Source organism: Aeromonas sp. WP2-W18-CRE-05 (assembly GCF_014168615.1).
Taxonomy (GTDB): domain Bacteria; phylum Pseudomonadota; class Gammaproteobacteria; order Enterobacterales; family Aeromonadaceae; genus Aeromonas; species Aeromonas caviae.
This window is the reverse complement of record NZ_AP021917.1, coordinates 3,299,030-3,324,981: the sequence shown is the minus strand read 5'-3', so window position 1 is coordinate 3,324,981 and position 25,952 is coordinate 3,299,030. Positions and strand designations below refer to the sequence as shown.

Annotated in this window: 20 protein-coding genes; 7 read left to right on the top strand and 13 right to left on the bottom strand. The window is 62.6% G+C overall.

The window, feature by feature from the left end:
- Nucleotides 1-14 precede the first annotated feature (14 nt).
- Nucleotides 15-401: a DUF6404 family protein gene (locus H7R73_RS15390; RefSeq protein ID WP_103259853.1), complete on the bottom strand. Its 387-nt coding sequence runs from the start codon at nt 399-401 to the stop codon at nt 15-17.
- Nucleotides 402-569: 168 nt separating this feature from the next.
- On the opposite strand from H7R73_RS15390, the gene H7R73_RS15385 reads away from it, so the two are divergent.
- A complete protein-coding gene (locus H7R73_RS15385) occupies nt 570-1,472 on the top strand; it encodes a LysR family transcriptional regulator (RefSeq protein WP_103259854.1) in 903 nt (300 codons plus the stop codon).
- A gap of 188 nt (nt 1,473-1,660) precedes the next feature.
- On the opposite strand, the gene glpK is transcribed toward H7R73_RS15385, so the two are convergent.
- Both glpK and H7R73_RS15375 read right to left on the bottom strand, forming a co-directional pair.
- Complete coding sequence (glpK, locus tag H7R73_RS15380; RefSeq protein ID WP_010674229.1) at nt 1,661-3,163, bottom strand: glycerol kinase GlpK; 1,503 nt, start codon at nt 3,161-3,163, stop codon at nt 1,661-1,663.
- A 54-nt stretch (nt 3,164-3,217) separates the two neighbouring features.
- On the bottom strand, nt 3,218-4,066 hold the full coding sequence (locus tag H7R73_RS15375) for an MIP/aquaporin family protein (protein WP_039038615.1): 849 nt from the start codon (nt 4,064-4,066) through the stop codon (nt 3,218-3,220).
- Between the two features lie 490 nt (nt 4,067-4,556).
- Between H7R73_RS15375 and glpT the strand changes: the two genes are divergently transcribed.
- From glpT to tyrA, 6 genes are all read left to right on the top strand, one after another.
- Complete coding sequence (gene glpT, locus H7R73_RS15370; RefSeq protein WP_041215475.1) at nt 4,557-5,912, top strand: glycerol-3-phosphate transporter; 1,356 nt, start codon at nt 4,557-4,559, stop codon at nt 5,910-5,912.
- Nucleotides 5,913-6,013: 101 nt separating this feature from the next.
- The gene (locus H7R73_RS15365) at nt 6,014-6,772 is read left to right on the top strand and encodes a DeoR/GlpR family transcriptional regulator (RefSeq protein WP_103259855.1); all 759 of its coding nucleotides are present in this window, start codon (nt 6,014-6,016) and stop codon (nt 6,770-6,772) included.
- Nucleotides 6,773-7,222: 450 nt separating this feature from the next.
- The gene (glpD, locus tag H7R73_RS15360; protein WP_039038617.1) at nt 7,223-8,710 is read left to right on the top strand and encodes a glycerol-3-phosphate dehydrogenase; all 1,488 of its coding nucleotides are present in this window, start codon (nt 7,223-7,225) and stop codon (nt 8,708-8,710) included.
- A gap of 102 nt (nt 8,711-8,812) precedes the next feature.
- On the top strand, nt 8,813-9,892 hold the full coding sequence (gene glpQ, locus H7R73_RS15355) for a glycerophosphodiester phosphodiesterase (protein ID WP_103259856.1): 1,080 nt from the start codon (nt 8,813-8,815) through the stop codon (nt 9,890-9,892).
- A gap of 372 nt (nt 9,893-10,264) precedes the next feature.
- Complete coding sequence (locus H7R73_RS15350; protein ID WP_103259857.1) at nt 10,265-11,338, top strand: 3-deoxy-7-phosphoheptulonate synthase; 1,074 nt, start codon at nt 10,265-10,267, stop codon at nt 11,336-11,338.
- A gap of 118 nt (nt 11,339-11,456) precedes the next feature.
- Nucleotides 11,457-12,596 carry a bifunctional chorismate mutase/prephenate dehydrogenase gene (gene tyrA, locus H7R73_RS15345; RefSeq protein WP_010674237.1) on the top strand — a complete coding sequence of 380 codons (1,140 nt, stop codon included), beginning with the start codon at nt 11,457-11,459 and terminating at the stop codon, nt 12,594-12,596.
- Between the two features lie 114 nt (nt 12,597-12,710).
- Here tyrA and hdfR read toward each other — a convergent pair whose 3' ends face one another.
- The 10 genes from hdfR to H7R73_RS15295 all read right to left on the bottom strand — a co-directional run bounded on the left by hdfR (nt 12,711) and on the right by H7R73_RS15295 (nt 25,902).
- A complete protein-coding gene (gene hdfR, locus H7R73_RS15340) occupies nt 12,711-13,586 on the bottom strand; it encodes an HTH-type transcriptional regulator HdfR (protein WP_039038620.1) in 876 nt (291 codons plus the stop codon).
- The gene (locus H7R73_RS15335) at nt 13,586-13,942 is read right to left on the bottom strand and encodes a DUF413 domain-containing protein (protein ID WP_010674239.1); all 357 of its coding nucleotides are present in this window, start codon (nt 13,940-13,942) and stop codon (nt 13,586-13,588) included. The genes hdfR and H7R73_RS15335 overlap by 1 nt, the downstream gene beginning before the upstream one ends.
- Nucleotides 13,943-14,233: 291 nt before the next feature.
- Nucleotides 14,234-14,716 (bottom strand): serine protease inhibitor ecotin, encoded by a 483-nt coding sequence (gene eco / locus H7R73_RS15330; protein WP_010674240.1) that lies wholly within the window; start codon nt 14,714-14,716, stop codon nt 14,234-14,236.
- 194 nt (nt 14,717-14,910) lie between these two features.
- The gene (locus tag H7R73_RS15325; protein WP_039038621.1) at nt 14,911-15,468 is read right to left on the bottom strand and encodes an Lcl C-terminal domain-containing protein; all 558 of its coding nucleotides are present in this window, start codon (nt 15,466-15,468) and stop codon (nt 14,911-14,913) included.
- A complete protein-coding gene (locus tag H7R73_RS15320; RefSeq protein ID WP_103259858.1) occupies nt 15,465-16,832 on the bottom strand; it encodes an Lcl C-terminal domain-containing protein in 1,368 nt (455 codons plus the stop codon). Before H7R73_RS15320 ends, H7R73_RS15325 begins: the two co-directional genes overlap by 4 nt.
- Before the next feature lie 50 nt (nt 16,833-16,882).
- Nucleotides 16,883-19,294 carry a proprotein convertase P-domain-containing protein gene (locus H7R73_RS15315; protein ID WP_103259859.1) on the bottom strand — a complete coding sequence of 804 codons (2,412 nt, stop codon included), beginning with the start codon at nt 19,292-19,294 and terminating at the stop codon, nt 16,883-16,885.
- A 29-nt stretch (nt 19,295-19,323) separates the two neighbouring features.
- Nucleotides 19,324-21,366, bottom strand: a complete 2,043-nt coding sequence (locus H7R73_RS15310) for a prolyl oligopeptidase family serine peptidase (RefSeq protein WP_103259860.1) — start codon at nt 21,364-21,366, stop codon at nt 19,324-19,326.
- The gene (locus H7R73_RS15305) at nt 21,366-23,504 is read right to left on the bottom strand and encodes a TonB-dependent hemoglobin/transferrin/lactoferrin family receptor (RefSeq protein ID WP_442778439.1); all 2,139 of its coding nucleotides are present in this window, start codon (nt 23,502-23,504) and stop codon (nt 21,366-21,368) included. The genes H7R73_RS15310 and H7R73_RS15305 overlap by 1 nt, the downstream gene beginning before the upstream one ends.
- Before the next feature lie 279 nt (nt 23,505-23,783).
- Nucleotides 23,784-25,631, bottom strand: coding sequence for a DUF3413 domain-containing protein (locus tag H7R73_RS15300; protein WP_010674246.1), 1,848 nt, complete (start codon nt 25,629-25,631; stop codon nt 23,784-23,786).
- A gap of 43 nt (nt 25,632-25,674) precedes the next feature.
- The gene (locus tag H7R73_RS15295) at nt 25,675-25,902 is read right to left on the bottom strand and encodes a YejL family protein (protein ID WP_039038627.1); all 228 of its coding nucleotides are present in this window, start codon (nt 25,900-25,902) and stop codon (nt 25,675-25,677) included.
- Nucleotides 25,903-25,952 lie beyond the last annotated feature (50 nt).

Sequence of the window (25,952 nt, the reverse complement as noted above, 5' to 3'; positions counted from 1 at the left end):
CTCCTTGTCGGTGATTATTTCGGTTGCCAGCGCTTTTGCGTGGGGCTCGTGGAGTGGGGCAAGGCGTCCCAGGGGGTTAGCTTGAGCTGCTTGCGCCGAAACCAGAACCAGGTCCCCATCAGCAGACCGAGCCCGATGCCAAACAGCAGGCTCTGGCGCAGGGCAAACCCCGGGCTCACCTCATCCTGCCAGCTGAGGCACCACATCAACACCCCCCAGATAGCGCCGATGGGGAGTCCCAGAGCAAGAACGTTGATCATAAAGCGTTCGTAGTGGGGCGGCCTGACGGTTAACCCCGCCTTTCGCAGCAGCCAGATGATCGGCGGGTTGTAGTTGAGGGTATGCACCCCCTTCTCGGCCAGCTCCCGATGGGCGGCGGCCAGCCTGTTGTCGAATGTCATGGATCGTCCCTGTCATAGTGTGGCGCCATACGGTGCCGGTTGGCGGCATTGTACTGGCAAGGGCGCAGATAAAACAGGTGGTGCGTCACGATATGAAGCGACGCCTGTCTTGCCAACTCCCGGCCATTGCACCTATAAAGACCCATTACTCTTGCCAGGATGACAACAATGAAGACCCATTCCGATGAATTGACCCTGTTTGTGGCGGTGGTGGAGGCGGGCAGCTTTCGCCAGGCGGCGGAGAATCTCGGCATGGACAATTCCGTGGTGAGCCGCGGCATCAAGCGCCTCGAAGAGAAGCTCGCCACCGTGCTCCTCAACCGCACCACGAGGCGGGTCAGCCTGACCGAGGAGGGGGGCTGGTTCTATCAGCGGGCGGTGAAGATCCTGACCGAGATGAGCGAGGCGGAAGGGTTGCTGCTGATGCGCCGGGAGCAGCCGGAGGGCATATTGCGGGTGGACGCCGCCACCCCCTTCATCCTGCATAGATTGGTGCCCATCATCGGCGAGTTTCGCCGCCGCTATCCCGCCATCGAGCTGCAACTGCACAGCTCCGAGGGCTTCATCAACCTGATGGAGCGGCGGGTGGACATGGCCATTCGCATCGGCGAGCTGACGGACTCCTCCCTGCGGGCCCTGCCGCTGGGCCGCTCGCGGCTGCGGCTGCTGGCCTCCCCCGACTATCTGAAGGCACGCGGTACCCCGCGCCAGCCGGCTGACTTGCTGGCGGGCCACGAGCTGCTCGGTTTTTTGCACCCCGATCACCTCAATCATTGGCCCCTATTGAGCGAGGAGCAGGGGGACAGGTTCGCCATCACCCCGACCCTGCGGGCCAGCAGCGGGGAAACCTTGCGTCAGCTGGCACTGGCGGGGCAGGGGATCGTCTGCCTGTCGGACTTCATGACGGGGGATGACAGGGCGAGCGGGGCGCTGGTGGAGGTGCTGGCCCGCAGCAACAGCGGTGCCTCGCGCCCCATCCATGCGGTCTTCTACTCCGATGCCCAACGGGACATCCGGCTGCGGGTCTGGCTCGATTTCCTGAAAGAGCAGCTCGGCGCTGAAGCGCTGTAGAGGGTATGCCGACAGTTCCAACCCCCCTCCCCCTCCATGAGGGGGAGGGGGCATTTTCTTCCACCCCTTGGCAAGGGGAGGGCTGGGATCGGGGGCGGTCAGAACAGTCGCGCTCGCCAATATAAAGAGGCCGACATCGCTGTCGGCCTCTTTGCTTTTTTCATCTCAAGGACGCGTCGGTTACCCCATCACTCCTCTTCGGCCCAGCGGCGTGAGCGTTCCACCGCCTTCTTCCAGCCGCTGTAGCGCTTGGCGCGATCGTCGCGGTCCATCTGCGGAATGAACTCACGGTCCACGCTGAACTTGTCTTCCAGCTCTTCGGAGCTCTTCCAGAAGCCCACAGCGAGGCCGGCCAGGAAGGCGGCGCCCATGGCGGTGGTCTCGATGCGGGTCGGACGCACCACAGGGGTGTGCATCATGTCAGCCTGGAACTGCATCAGGAAGTCGTTGGCCACGGCGCCGCCATCCACCTTCAGGGCTGCCAGCTTGATGCCGGAGTCCTGCTGCATGGCATCCAGCACGTCGCGGCTCTGGTAGGCGATGGATTCGAGCGCCGCACGGATGATGTGGTTGCGGTTGGCGCCACGGGTCAGGCCGACCATGGTGCCGCGAGCATACGGATCCCAGTAGGGGGCGCCCAGGCCCACGAAGGCCGGTACCAGGTAGACGCCGTTGGTGTCGCCTACCTTGCTCGCGAAGTAGTCGGTATCGCGGGCATCATGGATGATCTTGAGCTCATCGCGCAGCCACTGGATGGTGGCGCCGCCCATGAAGACCGCCCCTTCCAGTGCGTAGTTCACTTCCCCTTTCGGGCCGATGGCGACCGTGGTCAGCAGGCCGTTGCTGGAGCGAACCGGCTCGGTGCCGGTGTTCATCAGCATGAAGCAGCCGGTACCGTAGGTGTTCTTGGCCATCCCTTTTTCGAAGCAGAGCTGGCCGAACAGGGCGGACTGCTGGTCACCGGCGATACCGGCGATGGGGATGCGGGCGCCGCCGCCACGGGTGGTGTAGCCATAGACCTCGGAGGAGGGTTTGACTTGCGGCAGCATGGAGGCGGGGATGCCCAGCTCGTCCAGCATGCGCTCATCCCACTTCAGGTCGCGGATGTTGTAGAGCATGGTGCGCGAGGCGTTGGTCGGGTCGGTGACGTGCACCTCGCCGTTGGTCATCTTCCACACCAGCCAGGTGTCGATGGTGCCGAACAGCAGCTCGCCGTTCATTGCCTTCTCCCGGGCCCCTTCCACGTTGTCCAGGATCCACTTCACCTTGGTACCGGAGAAGTAGGCATCCAGCACCAGGCCGGTGTTTTCACGCACGTACTCTTCCAGGCCGCGCGCTTTCAGTTCTTCACAGATGGCGGCGGTACGGCGACACTGCCAGACGATGGCGTTGTAGATGGGCTTGCCGGTGGCCTTTTCCCAGACGACGGTGGTTTCACGCTGGTTGGTGATGCCGATGGCGGCGATCTGCTCGCTGTGCAGGCCGCTCTTGGCCAGCACTTCGGTGAAGACGGAGGACTGGGTCGCCCAGATCTCCATGGGGTCGTGCTCGACCCAGCCCGCTTTCGGGTAGTGCTGGGTGAATTCGCGCTGGGAGGTCGCGACGATGTTGGCGTCCTGATCGAAGACAATGGCACGGGAGGAGGTGGTGCCCTGGTCCAGCGCAACGACAAATTTCTTTTCAGCAGACATGATGTTCTCCACGTTTTTATTTTCCACGTTGTTACACGTAGGGGAGGGCCGCTCTCAGGCGGCGGCCTCTTCTTTGTTAGACAGCTTGGCGGCTTCTTCGGTGGCGACGCGGTTGCCCGGGACGCAGGGAGCCAGCACTTTCACATACAGGGCGGTACCGATCTGGGCGCCGACGATGGGGCCAAGGATGGGGACCCAGAAGTAGGGGTTGTCACGACCACCGGTCAGGGCCACGTCACCCCAGCCAGCCACGAAGGCGAACAGTTTGGGGCCGAAATCACGGGCCGGGTTCATGGCAAAGCCGGTCAAGGGGCCGAGGGAGGCGCCGATCACCGCGATCAGGATACCAATGAGCAGGGCGGCGGCGAAGCCTTTGGGGGCGCCGTTGTTGTTGTCACCCAGTGCCATGATGCCCAGCATCAGGACGGCTGTGATCACCATCTCGACCGCGAAAGCCTGCATGTTGGAGAGCAGGGCATTGGGGTAGGTGGAGAAGATGCCTGCGGTGCCGAGGCTCTCGACGCTGCCGCGCACCACGTTGTGGGTCAGTTCCCACTGGGTGAACAGGTTGCTGTAGAGGGCGTAGACCAGGGCGGCGGAGGCGAAGGCCCCGGCTATCTGGGCGATGATGAAGGGCACCACCTTGCGCTTGTCAAAGCCGCAGAAGGTCATCAGGGCCAGGGTCACGGCAGGGTTGAGGTGGGCACCGGAGATGCCACCGGTGACATAGATGGCGATGGCGACACCCAGGCCCCAGGTAATGGAGATTTCCCATTGCCCGAAGTTGGCGCCAGCCAGCACCAGGGCGGCCACGCAACCGACGCCGAAGAAGATCAGCAGGCCGGTGCCGATAAACTCGGCGAGGCACTCGCCAAGCAGGGTATTGGGTCTTTGTATGCTCATAGTTGTTATTCCTTATATCCACCCACAGTAGGTTTGATGTTCCGTTTTGTTATCTTTCATTCCCATTCATTGCGCCCGAAAACGTTTCTTCTTGTTTTTTGAGCTTGCGCAAACGTTATGCTCGTTTGCGCTCGTTCTTGGACGAGAGAGAAAATAAACCTTCTGCGTCAATTCACCATACCCCCGCCACCGGAAATGTGGGCAAGATCCCATTCATTGCTAAGAAAATGTGACGAAAAGCAACAGTTATCGGCCATATTACTCCTTAGTGAGTAGCTAAAGGCCACGCCATGCGTGGGCTGACCCTGGATGCGCGTTCACTCACAGCGTCACAATTTTTGTAATAAAACTGCAATAATTTAGCGCTCATCACAGATCAAATGTTCACAATTGAGCATAATTGGCTCGCTTGCGAATCAAGACGCGTCTGATCGCCGGCATGAGCGGGGCGTCCTCAACCGCCCAGAACAACAATAAAAGGAAGCAGAACATGCTTAGTCTCTTCAGGCCTGCACCCCATATCGACCGGCTGCCGGCCGACAAGGTGGATCCCTTCTACAAACGCATGCGTTGGCAGGTGTTCTTCGGGATCTTCTTCGGGTATGCGGGTTACTACCTGGTACGGAAAAACTTCAGTCTGGCGATGCCCTACCTCATCGAGCAGGGCTTCTCCCGCGGGGATCTGGGTCTGGCCCTCTCCGGCGTCTCCATCGCCTACGGTCTCTCCAAATTCCTGATGGGGAACGTGTCGGACAGATCCAACGCGCGCTACTTCCTCTCCGCCGGTCTGCTGCTCTCGGCAGGCATCATGTTCATGATGGGGACCATGCACTGGGCTACCTCCAGCATTGGTATCATGTTCGTGCTCCTGTTCCTGAACGGCTGGGCACAGGGCATGGGCTGGCCCCCCTGCGGTCGCACCATGGTGCACTGGTGGTCGCAGAAGGAGCGGGGTGAGATCGTCTCGGTCTGGAACGTGGCCCACAACGTGGGCGGCGGCATGATAGGCCCCCTGTTCATCCTCGGCATGGGCTGGTTCAACGACTGGCGCAGCGCCTTCTATGTGCCTGCGGCGGCGGCGGCGGCCATCGCGGTGATTGCCTTCTTCGTGATGCGCGATACCCCGCAATCGGTCGGTCTGCCCCCCATCGAGGAGTACAAGAACGACTACCCGAAGGATTACAACGAAAGCCACGAGCAGGAGTTCTCCGCCAAGGAGATCTTCATGAAGTACGTGCTGCACAACAAGCTGCTCTGGTACATCGCCATCGCCAACGCCTTCGTCTACCTCATCCGTTACGGCGTGCTGGACTGGGCGCCCACCTATCTGAAAGAGGCCAAGGACTTCAGCGTGGATCACTCCTCCTGGGCCTACTTCCTCTATGAGTGGGCGGGGATCCCGGGCACCCTGCTGTGCGGCTGGATCTCCGACAAGATGTTCAAGGGCCGCCGTGCCCCGGCAGGTATCCTGTTCATGGTGCTGGTGACCCTCTCCGTGCTGGTCTACTGGTTCAACCCGGCGGGCAACCCGACCATCGACATGATTGCCCTGGTCGCCATCGGCTTCCTCATCTATGGCCCCGTCATGCTGATCGGCCTCTACGCTCTGGAGCTGGCGCCCAAGAAGGCGGCCGGTACCGCGGCGGGCTTCACCGGCCTGTTCGGTTATCTGGGTGGCGCGGTCGCGGCCAACGCCATGCTGGGCTATACCGTTGACCACTTCGGCTGGGACGGCGGCTTCATGGTGCTCACCGTCTCTTGCGTGCTCTCCATCATCCTGCTGGCCATGACCCTCAAGCACGAGAACGAGTCGATTGCCGCCAAGGCGGCTGCCCATAAGGCATAAAACGTGATCCTGCCCTTATCGATTGGAAAAGGGATCAGGTACACTGCCAAAGGCCCCGCACCTGCCGGGGCCTTTTTTCGTCTCATCTGCGGAGTGCAAGCGTGAAGCAAACCCAACGACATCTGGAGATCCTGGACGTCCTGACCCGGCAGGGTTTCGTCTCGACCGACGATCTGGTGACCCATTTTGACGTCAGCCCCCAGACCATTCGCCGGGATCTCAACGATCTCGCCGAACAGAACAAGATCCGGCGCCATCACGGCGGGGCCTCACTGCATTCGAGCACCGTCAACACCGCCTACAGTGCCCGCAAGGTGATGCAGCTCAAGGAGAAGGAGCGCATCGCCCGGGAAGTGGCTGCCAACATCCCCGACGGTTCGTCGCTCTTTATCGACATCGGCACCACCACCGAGGCCATCGCCCGGGCCCTGCTCGACCACCGGGAGCTGCGCGTGGTCACCAACAACCTGAACGTCGCCAGCATCCTGACCGCCAAGGATGACTTCACCGTCATCATCGCCGGTGGCGAAATTCGCAACCGGGATGGCGGCATCGTCGGGGAGGCGACCCGCGACTTCATCGGCCAGTTTCGCATGGACTACGGCGTCATCGGCATCTCGGGCATCGACAGCGACGGTTCCCTGCTCGATTTCGACTATCACGAGGTGAAAATCGCCCAGGCCATCATCGCCCACTCCCGCCAGGTGTTCCTGGCCGCCGACCACACCAAGTTTGGCCGCAACGCCATGGTCAATCTCGGCAACCTCAACCAGATCCACGCCCTGTTCACGGATCAGGAGCCGCCGGAGAAGCTGATGCGACTGATGTCCCAGCATCAGATCACCTGCCATATCTGCTGAGCTTCCCCGCACAGGCATCAGGCCGCCTCGGGGCGGCCGCTTTTTTTTCTGCCCCCTCCCGGCCTGCGGCGTCTCCCTTGCGTCGCCTAAGCGGCCAGTTCCTGGCGCTGACACTCCTTCTTTGACCCCCTGATGTTGCCCCCGCACTCGGGCGCCCGGTTTGCACCGACGCCAGGCGCCTGCGAGGGATTCACGCCATCGCGTTCATCACCTTGCCCCATGGGCGCCCCCATCCGGGACTCTTTGTTCTCCTCCCTGCCCGAAATGGCTGTTTCCGGCAGACCTTAGCCTTGCCAGGCCGTCACCGACTGGCAGCATTTTTAGCATTGTGAAAACAATCGCGATCACATTTCTCTCACGAAATGTTCGTTTATTGGTTTTTCATGTTCTAATATGAGCGAAATCAAACATTGCTGTCATGGCAAACACAAAATAAGAAAGTAGGTGAACATGAGCGAACATTATGATCTGGTCGTCGTCGGCGGCGGCATCAACGGGGTCGGCATCGCGGCAGATGCGGCGGGGCGGGGGCTGAAGGTGGCGCTGTTCGAGGCGAGCGATCTCGCCTCTGCCACCTCGTCCAACTCCAGCAAGCTGATCCACGGCGGCCTGCGCTATCTCGAACATTACGAATTCCGGCTGGTGAAAGAGGCGCTGGCGGAGCGGGAGGTCCTGCTCGGCATGGCTCCCCACATCGCCCGTCCCATGCGTTTTCGTCTGCCTCATCGCCCGCACCTGCGTCCGGCCTGGATGATCCGAGCCGGTCTCTTCCTTTATGACAACCTGGCCAAGCGGGACAAGCTCAAGGGGAGCTGCGGCCTGCGCTTCCTGCCGCAGGACGGTCTCAAGAGCGGCATCAACAAGGGCTTTGAATACTCGGACGCCTGGGTCGACGACGCCCGGCTGGTGGTGCTCAATGCCATGCTGGCGCGGGACAAGGGCGCCGATGTGCAGACCCGTACCCGCTGCGTCAAGGCGGTGCGCGGATCCAAGCACTGGACCCTGACGCTGGAGCGGGAAGGGGGCGAGCAATTCACCGTCAGCTGCCGTGGTCTGGTCAATGCGGCGGGCCCCTGGGTCAAGACCTTCTATGACGAGAGCCTGAGCGAGAAATCCCCCCGCGGCATTCGCCTCATCAAGGGGAGCCACATGATAGTGCCGCGCATCCATGAGCGCGAAGAGGCTTACATCCTGCAAAACGAGGACAACCGCATCGTCTTCGTCATCCCCTACCAGCAGGACTATTCCCTCATCGGCACCACGGACGTGGAGCACAAAGGCAGCCCGCGGGAAGCCAAGATCAGCGATGCCGAGATCAACTACCTGTGCAAGGTGGTCAATGCCCACTTCACCAGGCAGATAAGCCCGGCAGACGTGGTGTGGACCTATGCCGGGGTGCGCCCCCTGTGTGACGACGAGTCCGATTCACCTCAGGCGGTGACCCGAGACTACACGCTCGAGCTCAGTGGTGAATCCGACGGCGCGCCGCTGTTGTCGGTGTTTGGCGGCAAGCTCACCACCTATCGCAAGCTGGCCCAGGCCGCCTGCAACAAGCTCAAGCCCTGGTTCAGCCAGATGGGAGAGGACTGGACCGCCTCCTGCCGGCTGCCCGGTGGCGAGTTCGACTGCTCGGTGCGTGAACTGGCGCGCGCCTTTGCGCTGGAATTCGACTGGCTCGACGATCGCAGCGCCCTGCGCATCGCCGAAGCCTATGGCGCTCATGCCCGCCTCTGGCTGAAGGAGGAGCGCGGCCAGCACTTTGGCGCCGGGCTGTATGAATCCGAAGTACGCTATCTCATCGCGCGCGAATGGGCCCACTCCCTGGAGGACATCCTGTGGCGCCGCAGCAAGCTGGGGCTGCGCCTGTCGGAGTCCGAACAGCAGCAGCTCGGTGCCTGGCTGCTCGAGCACCACCACGCCCTGCCCGAAGCCTGCTGATGACCCATGGCGGGCGGCCTTTGCCGCCCGCCGTCAAACTGCAATAAACCCCTGCTATAACAATTACCTGCATCCTACACACCATAACAACGAGATCTCTTGATGAAGCAACCTCACCGTACCCTGATAGCCCTTGGCCTCGGGGCTGCCCTGGCGCTGCCCGCACTGGCGGCCGACGAAGGCAAAATCGTGATCGCCCACCGTGGTGCCTCCGGCTACCTGCCGGAACACACCCTGGAATCCAAGGCCCTGGCCTATGGCATGGGCGCCGACTATCTGGAGCAGGACCTGGTGATGACCAAGGATGACCAGCTGGTGGTGATGCACGATCACTTCCTTGATGGCATCACGGACGTGGCCGAGCGCTTCCCCGGCCGGGCCCGCCCGGACGGTCGCTACTATGTGGTGGATTTCACCCTGGACGAGGTGCGCTCCCTGCGCATGACCGAGCCGTTCCAGCTGGTGGACGGCAAGCAGGTGCCGGTCTATCCGGCGCGCTTCCCGTTGTGGAAGTCCAGCTTCAGGATCCACACCTTCCAGGAAGAGATCGAGATGATCCAGGGGCTCAACAAGAGCACCGGCAAGCACATCGGTATCTACCCGGAGATAAAGGCTCCCTGGCTGTTCCGCCACGAAGGCAAGGACATCTCCAGGGCTGTGCTGAACGTGCTCAAGGAGTACGGCTACACCAGCAAGAGCGACAAGGTCTATCTGCAGTGTTTCGATGCCAACGAGCTCAAGCGCATCAACAGCGAACTGATGCCCGCCATGGGCATGGATCTCAAGCTGGTGCAGCTGATGGCCGAGACCGACTGGAACGAGACCATGGTCTATGACGCCAAGGGCAAGGCGACCCCCTACAGCTATGACTGGATGTTCAAGCCGGGGGCCATGAAGACCATCGCCACCTATGCCGAGGGAATCGGTCCCTGGAAACCCATGGTGGTGACCGAGCCGGGCACTCCCGGCAAGCCGGTCTTCACCGGCATGGTGAAAGAGGCCCACGCGGCCGGTCTCAAGGTGCATCCTTATACCTTCCGTCAGGATGAGGGGCAGATCCCGGCCTATGCGAAAGACTTCACCGACCTGCTCAACATCTTCCTCTATCAGGCCGATGTGGACGGGGTATTCAGCGACTTCCCCGACAAGGCGGTCGAGGCTATCAAGGCCCACGGCAAATAATAAAAGAAGAGCAACACGGGAATGCAAGCGGGGCCAGGTGCCCCGCTTTTTTTGTGCCCGGGGTCATCGCCGGGATGAGGGGTCGGATAAGGGGTCATGAGAGGGGGCAGAGAGATGATATTGAAATTGATGGGTGTAATTAAATCTTTACGATTTGGGTCTGGTTTGGCCTCGCGTGTCGCTACTTTTGAGTTGTTTCACTCTGCATTCTTGGTCATTTATCCATCTGTCAGCGTGCAAAAACGCTAGTTTCACTTGATTGTTTGTTTTTCCTTGGTAAGGTGGGGGCGGTTGCGTAACAAAGTGCTGACTTTCGTAAACAAAAATGAACGGTCAGCGCCCTTGGCTTGAAACAGTAGAGAGAATGAGAAGATGCAAAGAGATCCCCTGAACAACATCCATATCCAGTCCGAACAAGTGATGATCACGCCTGCCCAGCTCAAGGAGAAACTGCCCATCTCCGATCGCGCGCTGGCATTCGTGCAAGGGGCCCGCAATACCATCGCCGACATCATCCACCGTCGTGATCACCGCCTGCTGGTGATCTGTGGTCCCTGCTCCATCCACGACATGGACGCCGCCAAAGAGTACGCAACCAGACTCAAAGCGCTGCATGACGCCTATCAGGACACTCTCTACATTGTCATGCGGGTCTACTTTGAGAAGCCACGCACCACGGTCGGCTGGAAGGGCTTCATCAACGACCCGAACCTGGATGGCACCTTCGACGTGGAGCTGGGGCTGCACCGGGCCCGCGAGCTGCTCTGCTGGCTGGCCGAACTGGAGCTGCCGCTGGCCACCGAGGCGCTCGACCCCATCAGCCCGCAATACCTGGCGGAGCTCTTCTCCTGGTCGGCCATCGGTGCCCGCACCACCGAATCCCAGACCCACAGGGAGATGGCGTCCGGCCTCTCCATGCCGGTCGGCTTCAAGAACGGCACCGACGGCAACCTGGGTACCGCCATCAATGCGCTGCAGGCCGCCTCCAGCCCCCACGCCTTCATGGGGATCAACCAGCAGGGCCAGGTCGCGCTGCTGCAGACCCAGGGCAACCCGGATGGTCACGTGATCCTGCGCGGCGGCAAGCACCCGAACTACGATTCGGTCAATGTATCGCTGGCGGAAGAGGCGCTGGAGAAAGCGGGCCTGCTGCCCGGCCTGGTGGTGGATTGCAGCCACGGCAACTCCAGCAAGGATCACCGCCTGCAGCCCAAGGTGGCTGACAACGTGATCCACCAGATCCAGGAGGGCAACCGCTCCATCATAGGGGTGATGCTCGAATCCAACCTGTTCGAAGGCAACCAGTCCAGCGAGCAGCCCAAGTGCGAGATGCGCTATGGCGTCTCCATCACCGATGCCTGCATCGACTGGGAGACCACGGATGCGCTGCTGGCCCGCTGCCACAGCCAGCTGGCGGCACCACTTTTGGCCAGAACATCGGCATAAGCCGTGGTATCTTGTTGTAACTGATTGAACCATCGAGGTATCACTGCCCACGCAGTGATACCTTGTTGCCTCTTGAATGACAGGGCGTCGCTGCGGGCGGCGCCAGCAGGGACTGGACATGGCGGAAGAGTTGAATGCCCTCAGGGACAAGATAGATGCGGTGGACAAGCAGCTGATTGATCTGCTGGCTGCCCGTCTCGCCCTGGTGGGGGAAGTGGGGGAAGTGAAGAGCCGGCACGGCCTGCCCATCTATGCACCGGATCGGGAGGCGAGCATGCTGGCCCGCCGCCGCGCCGAGGCCGAGGCACTGGGGGTGCCGGGGGATCTTATCGAGGATGTGCTGCGCCGGGTGATGCGCGAATCCTATATTCTGGAATCCGCCAGCGACAAGGAGCACCACTTCAAGTGCATGAAGCCTGAGCTCGGCAAGGTGGTGATCATCGGTGGCCAGGGACAGCTTGGCCGCCTGTTCGGCAACCTGTTCAGCCTCTCGGGTTACCGGGTCGAAACCCTGGGTCAGGCCGATTGGCCACGCGCCGACGAGATCCTGCACGGCGCCGGGCTGGTGATGGTGGCGGTGCCCATCGACGTCACCTGCCAGGTGATCGACCGGCTCGGCAACCTGCCGGCGGACTGCCTGCTGGTGGACGTGACCAGCGTCAAGAGTGAACCGCTTGCCCATATGCTGGCGGTACACCAGGGGCCGGTGCTGGGGCTGCACCCCATGTTCGGGCCGGACGTGGCGAGCCTCGCCAAGCAGGTGATCGTCTGCTGTCAGGGGCGCGAACCCGCCGCCAGCCAGTGGCTGCTGGAGCAGATGACCATCTGGGGGGCGCGTTTGCAGCAGGTGGAGGCCAGGGCCCACGACGAGGCGATGACCTTCATTCAGGCGCTGCGCCACTTCGCCACCTTCGCCTACGGCTGGCATCTCTCCCGGGAGCAGGCCAACATCGACCGCCTGCTTGCCTTAAGCTCTCCCATCTACCGGCTGGAGCTGGCCATGGTGGGACGGCTGTTTGCCCAGGATCCCCATCTCTACGCCGACATCATATTGTCGTCGCCCCAGAACCTGGCGATGATCCGCCGCTACTACCAGAACTTCGGCGAGGCGCTGGGCCTGCTGGAGCGGGGCGACAGGGAGGGCTTCATCGAGGCCTTCAGCCAGGTCTCCGGCTTCTTCGGCGAGCGGGCGGAGGAGTTCCTGCGCGAGAGCCGCACCCTGCTGGCGCAGGCCAACGACCGTCGCCATCACGGCTGATGCACAAAGACATCCATATAAAAGGGGCCTGATGGCCCCTTTTTCATGTTGTTTGTGCTGCACCGATAACCAGGGTAGATCAAAACACAGGTCTGGGCGTGAAATCGCCCTGTTTCATTCGGCAGGCGGTTGACGCAAGTCGGCGTCATGCCAGCCCAGCGGCAGGGTGAGCAGCTGATCGATCAGCTCCCGGCGGTCGGATTTCTCCAGATAGGCGAGGTAGAGCGGGCGGCTCAGGGATTGGCCCCCTTCCACCAGATGAAGCTGCCCCTGCTCCAGGAAGGGGCTCACCATGCGCCTTGGCAGGTAGGCGGCGCCGCCGTTGGCCAGCACGAATTGCAGGGCCATGCTGGCGGAGCTTGAATGCAGAACTGGGGTCTTCTGCAGGCTCTGCAATCGGCTCGATGGCGGTTCGAAGCTGGTGCCCCAGTCGAGATGAATGTGGGGCATCTGCATCAGGCTGTCGGCGTTTGCGGCCGGCTCCCGGCTCACCAGTTCGAACACCAGCTCGCCGATGGGGTGCAGGGCAATCTCGTCGATCTTGGTCGGCTCGGAGAGCAGGGCCAGATCGAGGGAGCGCTCCAGCAGCTGGCGACAGAGGTGCTCGCGGGAGGCCGTTTCGAGGCGCACCGCGAGGCCGGGGGCCAGGGCATAGACATGGTTCAGCCAGTCGTTGAAGTCGAGCTCCCAGAAGACGGCGGGGGCGCCGATGGCAAGCTGCTGGCTGAAACCGGGGGAGAGGGCCACGTCCTGCTTGGCGCGCCCCAAAGTATGCAGAATGGCGTCTGCGTAGGGCAGCAGACGCTCACCGGAGGCAGTCAGGCGGATGTTGTTGCGATGACGGGCAAACAGGCTGACCCCGAGTTGCTGCTCGAGCTGGCGGATCCGGAAGCTCACCGCCGACTGGGTCAGGTAGAGATTTTCAGCCGCCCGGCCAAAGTGCCGGGTCTTGCTGACCTCGATGAAGGTCCGAAGCAGCTCGGTATCCATTAATCGAGGGACTCGTCGCTGCCGCCACCGCCGCCTTCAAAGCTGCCACCCGCATCTTCATTGGCGCCGCCTGCGACGGTGCACAGACGGTGCACGCGCTTGGGACCAATCACCTTCAGGTATTTGAACCACACCTTGGCGTGGGGGTTGTTGCCGGCTGCGCCGGATTTGACCTGTTCGATAAAGGCACTTTCTACGTCATCGCGCGGGGCCAGGTTGCCCTGATAGAGCGCCAGCATCACGGTGCCATATTTTTCCAGACTGTCCGCTTCGGCCACGGTGAATTCGCCACTGCGACGCAGGCCACGGGGAAAATGTTTGAAGTCGTTGAAACGCTTGTCTGATTCGAAGCTCATAGTGCTCTTGTTCTGGTTAGTTTGACCTTTGCGGGCAAGTATCATCAGGCCGTCGCAGAGTGCAAAATCAATTTTCTTACTATGTTAATAAATATCTTTTATCGAACAGGGTTTGTCGCATCTCGAGGGGGCATTTTGCGGTGCGCTGCACAAAAAAGCCTGAAAAATAGTGGAGTTATGTCAGATTTTGTACAGGGAAAACCGCTCAAAAACGGGCTCGGAAGCTAAAAATAAGGCGCCGTATGGCGCCTTCTTGTCATCATGACTGAGCTGAACCCGAGTGCGCGGCACTCACTCAATCATGGCTGGCTGTGCCAGGTTGTCGGCACGCCACAGACGATAGCGCACCTCGTACTCCTGGGGCACATAGATGACGAAGGGCAGCTTGGAGTTGTAGTTCACGAAGAAGCCCTGACCGTAGATCTGGACGAAACTCTCCTTCTTCTGGCCGTCCGGGCAGGCCATCAGGGTACTGACGGGGCCGGTGACCTGGCCCAGGGTCAGGTAGTTGTAACCCCAGCCCTTGACGCTGTGCTGTTCCAGATTGCCCGCGAAGCGGGGCAGGTTGCAGTCGACCAGCATCTTCTTGCCGACTTGCAGCTCGACCATCATGTCGGCTTCGTTCTCGACTTCCGGCAGACGGATCACGACACGTTCCTGGTTCACTTCGGCGGCGGGGAACATGCTGATATCAAATTTTTTCGGTTCGGCGGCGAAGGCATGGCCACCCAATAACAAGGCGCCCAGCAGGCTAAAACGCAACACGGTTTTCATCTGTACCTCTTGGGATTGGTTCAACGCCGCTAGACTAACCGCTCTGCCGGTTTCATGCCAGCGCTGCGGCGTGCAAAACCGCCCTGAACAGGCATCACATGACGCAATTTGATGCTTTTTTGACGGCCAGGGTCACCTTGGCGCTTCTTGCCTCGTGTCAAACAGGGGGCCGGGTGGCCCCCATGGCCAGGCTGTCACCTCACCAGCAGAACCTGTTTCGCCCAAGAGCGGGGGGCGCGCTGGGCGACGGAGCCGCTGGTGATGTCCAGGTAGGCGACGCCCTGAAGGGCCGGCACCGGGGTGGAAGACCAGAGATAGACATAGCCGTCGTTCACCTCCTTGCCATCCCCGGCCATGGCGCGGGGGAAGATGGTTTCGTTCAATGCCGGTTTGTAACAGGCGGACTCCAGAATGCTGGCGAGCTCCTTGATGGTGGGCAGGCGCCAGTCGTGATGACCACCAAAGCCATACAGGGCATGGCTAGGTTCGGTACGGATCCGTTCCGCCGTCTGCAGTGCCTGTTGCCAGTAGAGGCGGGTGGGTTCCCCCTCGCAGCTCTGGTTGCGCCAGATCTGGCCGAGCTGGCAGCGCATCCAGGTCAGACCGGTGCCCCTGTCGGTGACGGTGCCGTTGCCGTGATCCTGGAAACGGGCGGTGGGACTGGTACGGGGCAGGGCGTCGTCGCAGATGGCGATGGCCAGTGCCAGGGGGCTGCACAGGGTGAGCAGCAGGGTCAGAAGATACTTGTTCATCGGGTTACCTCGGCCACCAGGCGCAGTTGCAGACCGTTGGCGTCATTGCTGTTTTGAACTGGGGTGGGATAGTCGGCACCGGCGTCCTCGCCGAGGAAGATGTGGGCGATGGCACTCAGAGGCGCGCTCTCCAGCCGACGGGACGGGGTCAGGGTCTGGCTCCAGTAATAGCCATCGAAGCCATTGAGTCCGGTGCCGACATCGGGGAAGTAGCGCACATCCAGGGTGACGAGCTGGCCATCCCGGCGGGCGAGGGAGCCGTAGTGCTGCAAACTCATCAGCTCACGGGCGTGGGGCAGGCGCCAGTGGGTGATACCGCACAGTTGCTGTGCATTGAGCCACTGACGGTACTGCTCCGTAGTGCAGATGGCCTCCCCCTCGGGACAGGCGTAATCCCGCTCCTCCTGGGTCGGGTGATATTCGTCGAACTCCCAGGCGAAGGTGCGGTGCAGATCCCTCGGACTGTCCGGATCCGCCAGCTTCTTCTCCCAGACGAGGCCGGTATTGAGATCCTCCACGCACTCCCACTCGTCGGCATTGTCCGCCAGGGGTTGCCCCTTGCCGTCCAGCTTGCGATAGCGCAGGGGCGCCAGGCCCAGGCTCGCCTCCTGGCCCGGGTGATCCGCAGGCTCCTGGGTCAGCAGATAATCCACCCCGTCCGTGTAGGTGGTGACGCCACCTGCGGTCACCAACGCCCGGGGTTGCTGCTGCTGCAGCACGGCGGCGAGTCTGGCCTGCTGGCTCAGTAGCTCGGGGCTGGCGGCAAAGTGCCGGGCGAGCTCGGGCAGCAGGGTGACCAGCCCCTGCCAGATCTGCTGGCGGCGCTCGCTGGCGGCAAAGGTGGGCAGGGTGGCCTCGTCATCGAAGGCGGTGAGGGCCAGCTCGGCGAGGGCGCGGTTGAAGTCGCTCAGCTGCGCCAGTGCCGCCAGGTCTGGGCCGGGGTGAAGGGGCGCCAGGGCGAGCAGTACGTCCGTCAGGGCCTGAGCCGGTGGCAGTCCGTCCGAGATACGCGTCTGCAGCAGGGTGCTGAGGGGGCTGGGGGTGAGGTGCTGGTTGTCCTGGCGCGCCGCCGGGTGGGCCAGGGGCAGGGCGGCGGGATCCGCCGGAATGAACAGCAGGGGAGTGGTGAGCAGATCAGGGTGGCGCCGGGTCAGGGAGTGGGCTCCGGCCTCGCCGCTGACGGCGGGCTCATTGGCTTCGCAGCCGTCGTTCTGGTTCAGGTTGATGCACAGGGTGCCCGCAGCGGGCAGGCTGACCGTCAGGCGGTAGTCCGGCGCGGTCAGGGGAGCCTCGTCCGAACCGCCGCCACAGGCGCTGAGCAGGGGGGCCAGCAGGCAGACGATCGGGGTCATTCTCATGGTCATGGTGTGTCCTTGGAGGGGCCTTGGCCCCTCTCTTCTTTATATAGGGAGAGTCAGAGGCGACGCAGACGGCGCCACAGGGCCAGCGGCAGCAGCCAGAGCAGGGGGAAGGCCCCACCGCCACTGCTGTCCGAGGTATCGAAGCGGATGATGCCGTCATCCGGCACGGGCACGATGTTGCCGCACTGGGCGCCGGTACGCTGACTGATGCTCCACCCGTTCAGGAAACCCTGATTGCCCGGTTTGCTGTCCACCACCTCCAGGGTCCAGCGACCGGCCAGGGGTTCTCCTTCGAAGGCGCTGAAGGGTTGCAGGGACTGCAACTCGGTGGGGAAGACCCCTTTCAGGCTCGGCAGGGGGCTGTAACCTTTGTCCCAGATCTGGACCCGGGTGCCGGTGGGGGAGCTGAGCCAGATCTCCAGCTCATCCAACGCCTCGTGCTGCAGATCCAGGCTCAGTTGCAGCCTGTCGCTCACACGGGCATCGCTCTTCTCCAGCAGCAGGCTGGTTTCGCTCAGGCCGCGCACCTCCTCGCTCTGGGCATCGTTCAGTCGCTGTGACCGACCACTGGCCCGGCTGATGACGGGGGTGCCGATGGGCAGGGTCAGGGATTGCTGCCACTGGCGCTCGGTGGGGCTGGTACCGCTCATGGCGAGATTCACCGAGAGGCTCGCCTCGTCGCCGCAGGCGAGCGGGCTCTGGGCCAGCAGGCGCAGGGTGGTAGTCATGCTGGCACCGGCGGCCAGGGTCGCTGGTTGCCAGTTGTCAGGATCGGCCTGCAACCCGGTTGGCAGGGTGAGGGCCAGCTCGTTGAGGGTCACTTCCCCTTTGCCCGGGTTGCTGAGGGTCAGCTGCACCGATTGGCGCTGCCCCAGCTGGATGGCGCTCCCCTCGGCGAGGGCGATATTGACGGGAGCTTGCAGCAGCCCGTGCTGGCGAAATGCCTGCTCCAGCAGACGGGCATAGGCTCGCGTCGGATAGAGACGGGCGGCAGTATCCACGGTGATCCGGGCCAGTTGCGGCATGCGAATGGCCGGCCCCAGGCCGAAGTGGGATTCGATGATGACGCGATCAAACTCGTCCCTGGCCGCCTCACCGTGCTCGGCCACCGCCGTCAGCAGGGCCTGGAACAGCGGGGTGCCCCAGAGCTGATCCCCGTTGCTGCCGTTGATGGTGCGGTGGGCGGGGTAGCGGTAGTCCGGATGGTAGCGGGCGCGCAGATCGTCGAGCTGGCGCGGGGTGCGGTCGGTGAAGCGGGCATCCCAGTTGAACACCATGGCGGGTTCGAACTGGCGACCGGCTTCGCTGCGCTGGCGATGACTGGCGGCCAGGTAGTCGCCAAAGCCCTCGCCAATGGCCCCCCAGTCTCCCTCTTCCCCGAGATCCGGCAGGATGTGGTGCTGCACCCCGTGGCCGAACTCGTGCCAGATGACCATGGGATCCTCGGCATCGGGTACGCCGCTGCGACCCAGCTCCAGCCTGCGTTCGAACGGATCGTAGAGGGAGTTGTCCTGATAGCCCGCGTCCGTGTCGATGTCGAGCGCCCCGGGGATGAGATCGGTGAAGCCGAGCGCCTTGAGGTGGCGCTGGGCGAGATCCAGATGGTAGTAGGCGTTGATGTCCGCAAAGCCGCGATCGTCACGGGTCAGGCGAAAACCCTGCACGTCACTGCTGCTGTAGGGGGCCGATTCGGGGGCCATGACATCCACCACCCTGGCATGGGGGCCGCTCAGGCGATACTGCCCGGCTTGCAGGCTCACCGGCAGGGGAACCGGATCCTGGTAGGCGGCCTCTGCCAGTACCAGCGCGTCGTGCCAGACCAGGCTGGCGTCCTGCAGGCGGGTGCGGGGATCGGGGTCGAACACCCGGGCCTGAACCTGCATATCGCCTGCGTCGGCGACATGCAGAGGGTGGGTGGTCGCCTGATCCCCGAGACGGCCAAGCTCCTGCTCCCCGTCGCAACGGGCAAACAGCTGCACCTGACTGGCCTTGGCATTGCCTGCCTTGTGCTCGCGCACCCGCTGGCGCAGGGCAGGCACCAGGGTATCGCCGTCTCGCCAGTACCAGGCTTCGACCGGCCCCAGCGTCTCTATCTGGTTGCCGTCGGTGCGCAGGGTGGCGAGCAGGGGATCCAGGGTGTCGCTGGCATCGCAGCCGGGCGCTGTGCTCTGCAAGGGGCGCAGGTTGTGATAGAGGCGCCAGGGGCGGCCGTCCCCGTCGACACTGACGGCGGCCTGGGTGGCGGCCACCGGCAGGCCGTTCACCAGCTGGCGAAAGCTGTAATGGTGGCCGAGCAGGCTGGCCCTGTCGTAATCGGGGGCGAGGAGCACACCGAGGCGCTGCTCGAGCCAGCGCTTCGGCGTCGTGGTCAAGGGTGGTTCATCGACAAACTGCAGATCGGCCGCCAGCAGCGGCGATGAGATCAGGGTTGCCGCTAGCCAGAGGGCCAGAGAAGAGGGTTTCATGGTTCACTCCAGAAAAAGAGGACAAGGGGTCAGTGGTTGACGCCCGCCAGGGTGAGCAGGAAGGCAAACTCCTGCGCCGCACGCAGCGCCGCCGTTCGGGGGGCGCCCAGGTGGCCGCCGTCGAGTTCGGTGCGCAGCAGATAGGGGCCTGTTCCCGTGCTATGGGATCGCAGGCGGGCTATCCACTTGAGGGGTTCCCAGTAGGGCACCTGACTGTCGTGCAGGCCGCCCGTCACATAGACGGGGGGATAAGGGGCCTTGTGCAGGTTGTCGTAGGGGCTCAGGCGGCGCATCGCGGCATAGTCACCCGGGATGGCCGGATTGCCCCACTCGGCGTACTCCTGCCGGGTGAGGGGTAGCTCGGGATCCTGCATGGTGCCCAGCAGGTCGACGAAGGGAACTTGCAGCACGGCCCCGGCGAAACGGGTGGGCGCCTGGTTGAGTGCCGCAGCCACCAGCAGGCCGCCGGCGCTGCCACCCATGGCAAACAGCCGGGCGGGATCGATGGCGGGATCCCGTGCCAGGGCATCGGCCACGGCGAGAAAATCATCCACGCTGTGCTGTTTGTCACGGCCACGACCCTCCCGGTACCAGGATTCGCCGAGCAGACCGCCCCCGCGCACATGGGCGATGGCGTAGACGAAGCCGCGATCCAGCAGGCTCAGCACCCGGGGCTGGTAGTAGGGGCGCATGGGGGTGCCGTAGGCCCCATAGCCGTAGAGCAGCAGTGCCCTGGGGTGGGTAATGCCCTTGCGCCAGACCAGGGAGACAGGCACCTTGACCCCGTCCTTGCCCGCGATCCAGCGCCGCTCGCTCTGATAGGGGGAGGTGTCCCTGCTCTCGGGTGTCCCCTCCCAGGTGCCGGAGGCGAGATCCAGCCAGCGCTGGTGAGGTGGCTCGGCCATCCCCTGGCGGCGAATGAGCACCTTGTCGCTGGCCGGTTCCTGGCTGCCCTGGATCCAGGCCGTGCCTGCGCCATCGGTGAGCGGCAGGCTGTGGGTCAACGCACCCCTGGCATCCAGCACATCGAGCCAATCATCCCCTTCCTTGCGGTATTGCAGCACGGTGTGCCGGGCAAAGAGGCGCCACTTCTCGAGTTCCCGGCCCTCGCCGGACCAGAGCCGTTGCCACTCTCCCTTCGCCACCAGGCTCAAGTCGGCCACCTGATAGAGGCCGAGGGCGCCGGCCCGGTTGCTCTTGAGCAGCACCCTGTCCCCCAGGGTATCCAGGTAGTATTCGAGGCCGCGCTCGCGCCCCTTGAGCAGGTCGGCCCGACCCGCGTCCAGCAGGTATTGCTCCGAGCTGTCGTGGTTGTTGCTTTGCAGCACCAGGTGGCGGCGATCCGTGGTGCGATAGAGGCCGAGCAGCCAGGCGGGATCGCGCTCCTCATACACCAGGGTCTCCTTGCCATCCTGCCAGGCCAGCAGTTGCCAGGGGCGCAGGGTCTGGTGCTCGTTGGCGAGGGTGTAGAGGGTCTTGCCATCCAGACTCCAGAGCAGATCGCCGGCGCGGTGAGGCAAAGAGGCCAGTGTCTCGCCACTCGCCAGATCCAGCAGGGTGATGCGGTAGTCCCGATCTCCCCTGCGGTCTTCGGCCAGGGCAAGCAGTTGCCCGCCCGGGTGCAGGGCCCAGGCGGCGAGCTCGTAATACCCCTCGGCCGGCTGGCGGGGAGCCAGCCGCTTTCGGGGGGCGGCATTGGCGTCGCTGCGTTGCCACAGGCTGCCGTCCGCCTCCATGCGCCACTGGCTGCCAGCCTGGCTCAGCCAGTCGTCCGGCACGGGTTCGCCCCGCTCCCGGCCCTGCCACTCCGTCTGCAGGCGCTGTACCAGTGGCGTCTGGTCGGCGAGCTGCTGCTCGGTCCAGCGGTTCTGCTCGCGCAGCAGCGTCAGGAGGGCGGGATCCTGGCGGCTGTCGTCACGCCAGCCACCATAGGGATCGAGACGGGCTATCTCCCCCTTCATCAGTTGCGGGCGCTCGGGGATGAGGGGCGCGGCCTCCAGGGTTGCCTCAGGCAGGGGAGAGGCGGGGACCGGCGTGGCCAGCAGGCTGGCCAGGATCAATAGGCTGTGCATCAGATCCCCACGAAGGTGTAGCGCAGGCTGGCACTCAGGGTGCGGCCGCTCTGGGTGAAGAGGGAAGCATCGGTCCCGGCTTCCAGCCCGGCCACATCCTGATAGCGGGTGTAGCGGGTGTCGAACAGGTTGTCGAGCTTGAGGTTGACCTTGAGGGCGTCGGTGACCAGCCAGTCGGCCGTCAGGGCGAAACTGAGCCAGCCGGCACTTTCGAGGCAGTCCCCCTGGCGGCCGGTCAGGCTGTTGCCGCAGGTGGGCACCCGGCTCATGGCGGCGGCATAGTCCGCCTGAATGCCCAGACTCCACTCATTGGCCTGATAGCTCAGACGGGTGTTGCCCTCGAGAGGCGTCAGGGTGCGCAGCGCTTCACCTTTGTTGTCCTCGCCATCGACCCAGCCGAGTTTGGTGGCGAGCTCCCACTCCTGGGTCAGCCAGTAGCTGGCGGCGAGTTCGGCCCCCCAGGTTTCGGCCTTGGCGACGTTGCGATATTGGCGCAGGATGACGCCATCGCTCAGGCGCAGCCCCACCTCGCGCCAGTCGATGAAGTTGTAGTAGCGGTTGTAGAAGAGCGCTGGCTTGATGCTCCAGTTGTCCCCCTCGCCACTCAGCCCCCACTCGATGCTGTGGCTGGTTTCCTCCTTGAGCCCGGTGTTGGCGATGATCTCGAAGGGCGGCAGAGCGAAGTAGTGGGGGATGTTGCCGTACACCTTGTCGTAGGAAGGCGCCCGGAACCCGTTGGCATAGCTGAGCCAGCTGCGCCACTGGTCGTTGAAGCGGTAGCTGGTGGCCAGGCTCGGGGAGAGGTGCCAGCTGTGGTTGCTGTCGTTGCTGCCGTCCAGCGGCGTGAGCCACTGGTGATCCATGCGCAGGGTGGGGGTGAACTGCCACTGGCCCAGGCTGGCCACGTCGCCGAGCCAGACCCCGGCCCTGTCGGTACGGGCGCGGCTGAAGGGGGCGGACTGGCCGGGTTGGGGAATGCCGGCCTCCAGACTCAGCTTCTCCACCGGCCGCTCGTGGGTGGTGCGCTCGAGCTCAATGCCGTAACTGAGCTGATGGGCGAGAGGGCCGGTGGCGAGATCCCGGCGCACATCCAGCTCGGTACCAATCCTGTCTTCGGTGAAGGTGGCGAGTTCCCGTTCGCTGCGATAGCGCGGATAACCGCTCAGCAGATCGTTTTGCAGCAGACTGCGCTTGTTGGCGGTGTTTTTCGAGTGATTGCCGTAGGCACTCCAGGTGAGGCTGTCGGCCAGCACGGTGTCGAGGTTGCTAGCCTCCCAGGCCAGCTTGCCCCCCTGGGTGCGTTGGCTGCCCTGCTCGTGGTACTGGCGCACCTGCCACTTGCCATCGGGCTGGGGCACTTCGCGCGGCCCCTGATCCCGCTCGGCGTTGTCCTCGAAGTAGTCGAGTTCGAGGCGCAGCAGATGATGTTCGTTCAGCTGTATGCGAGAGCTGGTGGAGGCGCTGAGGCCATCCAGATCCGCCGGGATGCGGCTCTCGTCGTAGTTGGCGGTCTCATGTCCCTGCCAGCCGGAGAGGCGCAGCAGGTGTTCGGTATCCCGTATCCGGGCGGCGCCGGTGGCGCTCAGTTTCTGCTTGTCACTGCTGCCATCGTGCAGCACCTTGCTGCTGAGATAGGCATCCTGGTTCTGAAGGTAATCTTCCGGCTGCTTGGTGCTGATGACGATGGTGCCGCCGATGGCATCGGAGCCATGGAGGGAGGAACCGGCTCCCTTGGCCACCTCTATCTGTTTGACATCGTCGAGATCGAAGCTGAAGCGGCCCACCTTGTCGTTGAGGTCGTCGGCGCCAAAGCCGTCGCTGACCCGCACCCCGTCCTTGATGATGAGCACCCGGTTGCCGCCCATGCCGCGGATGATGATGTTCTGGGGGCGCCCGGCGGAGCCGGTCACCGAGACGCCGGGTTCGTTCTTGAACACATCGGTGAGCTCGGTGGCAACCTGGCGATCCAGATCCTCCTCCGTGATGACGGTGATGGAACCCGACACGTCGGAGAGCTTCTGCTCGATGCGCTGTCCCTTGACCACGATGGTTTCCCGCCCCTTGAGTTCGGGGTGCATGTCCGTTGTGTCGACCCCGGCGGGATCGCTGGCAGCCAGCGCCGTACCGGACAGCAGCATGGGCCAGTAGTGAAGAAGTCGAATTTTCATATTTGAGAATAATTATTATTTAAGCCTGAGGGCGCGGATTATTGCAGAGGGAGTCAAGCAGATCAATAAATGACAATCATTATCATTTTGTTTTTATGATATTGATCGAATTGAATTTTTTGAGAGATAAATCAGTAAGGTGGTGGCATACGTTTGCGAATGACGCCATGAGAAACAGGAGTATGGGTGTGGTGCGGGCAAGAAAAAGCCCGCCATAGGGGCGGGCTCAAGGAGGTGGGCTGGCGCAGATCAGGGGGCGCGATAGAAGCGATTGAGCTCGTTCATCACCTGGATCAGGGTGCCCATGTCCGGGGTGCCGTGCTTGATGGGGCGATAGGTGTCGCGGTCCAGCAGCTCGAAGTCCCCCTGCTTGTTGAACTGGGTGATGGTGTTGCCCTGATAGATGGCGAAGTCATTCTGATCCCCCGCCAGCAGCCAGGTGCGTGTACTGGCTTCGAACAGGTTGCGCCCCGTGCTGTAGTCACGATAGGGGTTGCGTACACCCAGCATGTTCTTCATCAGGGTCGGTACCAGATCCAGGTGGCTGCTCGCCTGCGCCTGGGGCGCAGGTTCGGCGCCAGGCCAGGCCAGCACCAGGGGGACCTGTACCTGATAGGTCGAGTAATTGCTGCCATAGCCCCAGCTGTTGCTCTGGGTCTCGTTGAACTCCTGGCCATGGTTGGAGGTGACCACGACGATGGTCTGATCATCAAGCCCCTGCAATTGCAGTTGGGTCAGCATCTGCTCCAGCAGTTGATCCGTATAGAAGACCGCGTTCTTGTAGCGGTTCTCCAGCTTCTGCAGGTTCTCGGGCCGATAGGCAGTGGCCGGGTTGAAGCGGGTCAACTCGGGCTGGAAGGGGCCCTTGATGCTGGCGGGCACCTGATAATCCCCCGGGCTAGAGAGATAGACCAGAGAGAACCAGGGTCTGTCCGCGGTGCGCGTGCCAAGCCACTGCTGCCAGTCGTCGATGAGCCTGCGGTCATCGGTCTGGCGGGAGACGAAGACCTGCTTGCGCAGACCCGCAAGCAGACTTTGGCGATACTGCTTGGCATCTTCCAGTGCACCGAACAGGCCGAACTGGTAGTCCTGACGCAGCATCTCGTCGAACAGCACAGGGGGGCGCTTGTCGGCCCGGATGTCCCCGTAATAGTGGCCGGGCAGCCCGTAGAAGAGGCTGAACATCCCCATGGCTTCATCATTGCCACCACTCATGTGCTGGCGGAAATTGAAGTGGTTGTCCGCGTAGCGTTGCAGATTGGGCATGTTGATGTTGTTGAGCATGTCGGCTCGCAGGGAGTCGACCACCACCACCAGCAGGTTCTTGTGATCGCTGGGTGCGCTCACGCTGAGGGGGCGCAAGGGATAGAGCAGACGGTGCTCAGCGCTTCCCTGATCTTCGGCCTTCTTCTCATACTGCTCGAGGTCGAGCCAGCCATGCTTGGCCAGGAAGCTCCTGGCGGTCATGGGGTAGGAGAGGGGGAAGTTGGCGCGCTGCATGGTGATGGGTTGATACAGGGTCGCATCCGCCCAGCTGTTGACCAGATGGGTCAGGATGAAGCAGACCAGCAGGGCCAGCCCCACCTGATTGCCGTACTGGCGGCGTTTGCGCTTGTTGATCTTGCGCCACACATAGGCCGACAGCAGCAGTTGCAGCAGGAAGATGGCGGGCACCGCCACGAAGATGATGCTCCAGATAGAGCCCTCTTCGGTCTGCGCCTGATCCAGCAGCAGTTGCCACACCTGGCCATTCAAGTGGAACTTGAACAGCTGGAACACCTGGGTGTCGATAAGCAGCAGCACCAGCGCCAGGGTGGCGATGATGGATGAAATGAAGCGCAGCGGCTTCTCCCTGGGCAGGATGAAGCTCAAGGGGAAGATGGTCAGCAGATAGGTGACGAAGCTCAGGAACGAGAAATGACCTATCCAGCTGATGACGAGATAGGTCACGCCGAGCGTGGTCGACGGCCAGCTGATGGCGCCCAGGTAACGGGTCGAGATCAGCATGGCCAAGATGATGTTGAAGAAGGAGAACCAATGCCCCCAGGTGATCAGGCGAGAGACATTATCGCGATAGGGGTTGCCGGTTTCGACCATAATGATCCATCTGCTTGAAAAACATCAAAGAATGCGAAGAAACTCAGTGCGCATCGTGGCGATGGCCCACCGAGGCGGTGAGTGCCTGGATGAACTTCTCGGTGATCGCCTGGCGCTGGGCCGGGGCCATGCCGTTGATGATGTTGGTGGTCAGGTTGCCAAGGACCATCAGACTGAGATCCACCGGTGCCTTGTGTTTCTCCAGGGCGGTGATCAGGTCGTTCATCAGGGCGTCAAACTGCTCGTTATTGTACTTTGATACGATGGGCATAATCTTGGGTTCACCTCGGTTCAAAGCGCCTTATAATACTTCACCCTTTC

Bases quoted from the DNA above. Each gene is read 5' to 3' on its own strand.
- H7R73_RS15325 (WP_039038621.1), bottom strand. From the start codon at position 15,468: ATGAACAAGTATCTTCTGACCCTGCTGCTCACCCTGTGCAGCCCCCTG.
- H7R73_RS15390 (WP_103259853.1), bottom strand. From the start codon at position 401: ATGACATTCGACAACAGGCTGGCCGCCGCCCATCGGGAGCTGGCCGAG.
- glpT (WP_041215475.1), top strand. From the start codon at position 4,557: ATGCTTAGTCTCTTCAGGCCTGCACCCCATATCGACCGGCTGCCGGCC.
- H7R73_RS15320 (WP_103259858.1), bottom strand. From the start codon at position 16,832: ATGACCATGAGAATGACCCCGATCGTCTGCCTGCTGGCCCCCCTGCTC.
- glpD (WP_039038617.1), top strand. From the start codon at position 7,223: ATGAGCGAACATTATGATCTGGTCGTCGTCGGCGGCGGCATCAACGGG.
- glpQ (WP_103259856.1), top strand. From the start codon at position 8,813: ATGAAGCAACCTCACCGTACCCTGATAGCCCTTGGCCTCGGGGCTGCC.
- H7R73_RS15315 (WP_103259859.1), bottom strand. From the start codon at position 19,294: ATGAAACCCTCTTCTCTGGCCCTCTGGCTAGCGGCAACCCTGATCTCA.
- H7R73_RS15305 (WP_442778439.1), bottom strand. From the start codon at position 23,504: ATGCTGCTGTCCGGTACGGCGCTGGCTGCCAGCGATCCCGCCGGGGTC.
- H7R73_RS15375 (WP_039038615.1), bottom strand. From the start codon at position 4,066: ATGAGCATACAAAGACCCAATACCCTGCTTGGCGAGTGCCTCGCCGAG.
- tyrA (WP_010674237.1), top strand. From the start codon at position 11,457: ATGGCGGAAGAGTTGAATGCCCTCAGGGACAAGATAGATGCGGTGGAC.
- H7R73_RS15310 (WP_103259860.1), bottom strand. From the start codon at position 21,366: ATGCACAGCCTATTGATCCTGGCCAGCCTGCTGGCCACGCCGGTCCCC.
- H7R73_RS15295 (WP_039038627.1), bottom strand. From the start codon at position 25,902: ATGCCCATCGTATCAAAGTACAATAACGAGCAGTTTGACGCCCTGATG.
- H7R73_RS15335 (WP_010674239.1), bottom strand. From the start codon at position 13,942: ATGAGCTTCGAATCAGACAAGCGTTTCAACGACTTCAAACATTTTCCC.
- H7R73_RS15300 (WP_010674246.1), bottom strand. From the start codon at position 25,631: ATGGTCGAAACCGGCAACCCCTATCGCGATAATGTCTCTCGCCTGATC.
- H7R73_RS15350 (WP_103259857.1), top strand. From the start codon at position 10,265: ATGCAAAGAGATCCCCTGAACAACATCCATATCCAGTCCGAACAAGTG.
- hdfR (WP_039038620.1), bottom strand. From the start codon at position 13,586: ATGGATACCGAGCTGCTTCGGACCTTCATCGAGGTCAGCAAGACCCGG.
- glpK (WP_010674229.1), bottom strand. From the start codon at position 3,163: ATGTCTGCTGAAAAGAAATTTGTCGTTGCGCTGGACCAGGGCACCACC.
- eco (WP_010674240.1), bottom strand. From the start codon at position 14,716: ATGAAAACCGTGTTGCGTTTTAGCCTGCTGGGCGCCTTGTTATTGGGT.
- H7R73_RS15385 (WP_103259854.1), top strand. From the start codon at position 570: ATGAAGACCCATTCCGATGAATTGACCCTGTTTGTGGCGGTGGTGGAG.